The organism is Microseira sp. BLCC-F43 (genome assembly GCF_041929235.1).
Lineage (GTDB): Bacteria > Cyanobacteriota > Cyanobacteriia > Cyanobacteriales > Aerosakkonemataceae > Microseira.
Map to the genome: position 1 here is coordinate 1 of NZ_JBHFNP010000229.1, position 4,064 is coordinate 4,064.

3 protein-coding genes are annotated in these 4,064 nt (G+C 47.2%); all 3 read left to right on the forward strand.

Annotation, left to right across the window (positions count from 1 at the left end; translation table 11 throughout):
- Positions 1–654, forward strand: a 654-nt coding sequence (locus ACE1CM_RS30545; protein ID WP_374882616.1) for a thioesterase domain-containing protein, incomplete at its 5' end; no start/stop codon positions are given.
- 91 nt (positions 655–745) lie between these two features.
- Positions 746–1,120, forward strand: a complete 375-nt coding sequence (locus ACE1CM_RS30550) for a hypothetical protein (protein ID WP_374882617.1) — start codon at positions 746–748, stop codon at positions 1,118–1,120.
- Positions 1,062–4,064 (forward strand): amino acid adenylation domain-containing protein (locus tag ACE1CM_RS30555; RefSeq protein WP_374882619.1); only part of this gene is annotated, 3,003 nt, incomplete at its 3' end. The genes ACE1CM_RS30550 and ACE1CM_RS30555, both read left to right, overlap by 59 nt.

Here is a 4,064-nt window from a genome sequence, read left to right on the forward strand (position 1 = left end):
ATCATGGATGAAGTTTCCCAGAATTTGGTTGAAAACCTGGACAATCACTACATCAAAGAAATGCGAAGGATTCAACCGAATGGTCCTTATTTTCTAGCAGGCATAATGTGCGGAGGCAGGGTTGCCTATAATATGGCTGAGCAACTCCACGCACAAGGTCAAAAGGTGGAGCTGCTAGCCTTGTTAGGTACCCTAAGAGATGAGAATAGCATCAAAATATTGTCAGTCCAAGATTGGGTTGCTGCCCACTGGAATAACTTTTCCCGACTTGGACATGCCTACGTTTTAAACAAGATGAAGCGGAATATCGAGAATGTCTTGAGTAGGCTAACGAGTATTTACTGCAAGTTTTACGAGGATATAAGCCGTCGTTTAGCTCAAGATTACCAAGACTTCGCTGATCGCCAGGGAAAAAGTGAGGGAGAAAGGTTTGTATTTGCACCAGAGGTCTACCCGGATCGAGTGACCCTGTTCCGGGCTATGGAGGAAATTGAATTCTTGGAACCTGACTTGGGATGGAGCGAACTGGCTGCTGGAGGATTGGAGATCCATGATGTTCCTGGCGACACCTTTACCATGTTAAAAGAACCTCACGTAAAGGTGCTGGGTGAAAAATTGCGAGCTTGCATAGATCGGGTGCAGGCGGATGATTGAGCCCAGATTCCGGCGCAGCACTGAGACGCGTTGGTCTGCGAGCGTCAAGATTCAAAAGCGTAGCAGATTCAGACAAGATCAGACTTGGAGTTTGTCCCAGAACTGCGATCGCTGCTACACCATGTCCAGGAAACCGCTGTACATGCAGCACTACGTCATGCTCTCGCGCCACCTGCTCTACACGGGGCTGACTCGCGCCAGAGCAACTGGCGGTGATTGTGGAGCCACGCCATGCTGGCATGGCAGTGCTGCTGGTCAAGGACAACCAGCAGTACAGGTTGCTGGGGGAGCGGTTGAGCCAAATTACCCCACATATTGGAAAAGCAAATTGTTAAGTTTTGTTGCGAGATTTTCCACTGGGATTAATTGTGTGCATAATCGAAGTCTAAGGTTTGTGAGTCACGACTATGCCGCTCGAAGATTCCTACCCGCTTTCATCAATGCAACAAGGCATGTTGTTTCATAGCCTTTATGAGCAGCTGTGTGGGGTTTATATCGAGCAGATAATCTGTAGCTTAGCTGAAAACCTGAATGTTGCGGCTTTGCTCCAAAGTTGGCAGCGAGTTGTAGAGCGACACTCAATCTTGAGAACTAGCTTTAGTTGGGAAGATTCACATCACCTGCAACAATCGGTATACAAGCAGGTGAAACTGCCATTAGAAGAGCAAGACTGGCGGAGATTATCTAAATCAGAGCAGGAAAGCAGACTACAAGCTTATCTTCAGGAGGATCGCCAACGGGGGTTTGATCTTGCAGAACCACCGCTGATGCGTTTGGCGCTTTTCCAGTTGGCTGAAGCCGATTACAAGCTGGTTTGGACGTTCCATCACGCTTTGCTGGATGGGCGGTCTATTTTAATTATCCTGAAGGAAGTTTTTGCCGTTTATGAAGCGTTTTACCAAAACCAGGATCTTCAATTAGAAAAAGCTCATCCTTATCGAGATTATATTGATTGGCTGGAACAACAGTCGTTAACGAAAGCAGAAGAGTTCTGGCGGCGGCAATTACGCGGTTTTGAAGCACCTATCCCGCTGTCACTGGCAAAAGCATCTGGAATTGAGAAAAAGTATTATAGAACGCAGAAAGTTCGGCTGTCAATGGCGTGTACTTCAGCTTTGGCAGCTTTAGCTCAGGAACACCAATTGACTCTCAATACCCTGGTTCAGGGAGCCTGGGCTTTGTTGCTGAATCGTTATAGTGGCAAAGATGATGTGGTTTTTGGTGCGACAAGAGCTTGCAGACACTCGGCATTCAAAAGTATGGAGTCGATGGTAGGGCTTTTTATTAATACTCTGCCAGTGCGGGTTCAGGTCAATCCCGACAGGCCATTGTTACCGTGGCTTAAGGAATTGCGATCGCAGTGGATTACCTTGCGGGATTATGAGCATACTCCCTTAGTAAAGATTCAACAGTGGAGTGAAGTACCGAGGGGAATGCCCTTGTTCGAGAGCCTCCTAGTGTTTGAGAATTACGAGCTGAGTGCTGCTCTTGTCAGGCAGGGAGGAAAGTGGAAACACCGGGAATTTGAACTTCTCGAACAGCCTAATTACCCCCTTACCTTAGCTGTCTATGCAGAATCGGAACTGTTACTGAAAATTGACTATGACTGTCGCCGATTTGATGATGATGCGATCGCTCGGATGTTGGGGCATATAGAAACTTTACTCGAAGGCATCACCGCAAAACCTCACCAATGTCTTGGTGAATTGCCACTTTTAACCGAATTAGAAAGGCATCAGCTACTGGTGCAGTGGAATGATACCCAGGTCGATTATCCCAAGGATGTTTGTATTCATCAGTTGTTTGAAGCCCAAGTAGAAAGGATACCCGATGCCGTGGCTGTGGTGTTTGATAATCAGCGACTGACCTATCGGGAATTGAACGCCCAAGCTAATCAACTAGCACGTTACTTGCAAGCACTGGGAGTAAAACCAGAGGTGCTGGTAGGCATTTGTATGGAGCGCTCCCTAGAAATGGTAGTAGGTCTATTAGGCATTCTCAAAGCAGGTGGGGCTTATGTACCTTTAGATCCAGCGTATCCCAAAGATCGTCTAGCCTACATACTGTCTGATTCCCAGGTTCCAGTGTTGCTGACTCAAGAAAAGTTGGTGAATCAGTTACCTGAGAACAGAACTCGTGTAGTCTGCTTTGACACAGATTGGGGAGCAATTGTTCAAGAGAGTGCAGAAAATCCGGTGAGTGGGGTGAAAGGCAGTAACTTAGCCTACGTCATCTATACTTCAGGCTCAACAGGGCAGCCCAAAGGAGTAACCATCGAGCATTGCTCTGTTCTCAATCTAGCAAGGGGTCTTGCTCAAGCCATTTATACTGCTGATGAAGAAAGCCAACTTCGAGTCAGCTTGAATGGACCAGTGGCATTTGATACGTCTGTCAAACAAGTCATTCAGCTCCTATATGGTCACACGCTTGAGATTGTGCCAGAATACCTCCGCTTTGACGGATCTGCCTTGTTATCTTACCTACAGCGCCGCGAGATAGACGTATTTGACTGCACACCATCACAGCTGGAATTGCTGATTTCAGAGGGATTGCTTGATAGCAAGAGCGCTCCTGAGTATGTACTGGTTGGAGGAGAACCGATCAATGAATCCATATGGCAAAGGTTAATAACAGCTAAAAACATCCGTTTTTACAACGTTTATGGTCCTACAGAATGCACTGTGGATACTACAGTTTGTACCCTTAGAGCATCTGAAATAAAGCCAGTTATCGGGAGACCGATTGCCAACACACAAGTTTATATTCTAAACTCTCAACTTCAACCTGTACCGATTGGTGTTGCAGGCGAACTGCATATTGGGGGTGCTGGTTTGGCGCGAGGGTATTTGAATCGCCCCGACTTAACAGCTGAGAAATTCATCCCCAATCGAATTAGCGATGAACCAGGAGCAAGACTCTACAAAACTGGGGACTTAGCTCGTTACCTTCCTGATGGTAACATTGAATTTATCGGTCGGATTGATCGTCAAGTCAAAATCCGTGGCTTCCGGATCGAACTGGGTGAGGTTGAAACCGTCTTGGCACAACACCCCACCGTGCAACAGTGTGTGGTCACAGCTAGGGAAGACAGAGAAAACGACAAACGTTTAGTCGCCTACATTATTTCTAACCCAGAGCAGGCTCCCGCAGTCAATGAACTGCGCCGCTTCCTCAAACAGAAGCTGCCCGAATACATGGTGCCAAATGCTTTCGTTTTCCTAGATGCCCTGCCCTTAACCCCCAACGGAAAATTAGATCGCCGCGCCCTACCGGCACCTGACCAAACCAGGCCAGAGTCAGAAGCAAATTTTGTGGTGCCGCGAGACGATTTAGAACTACAACTGACTTTGATTTGGGAAAAAGTTTTAGGCATCCAGCCTATCGGCGTGATGGACAACTTCTTCGAGTTG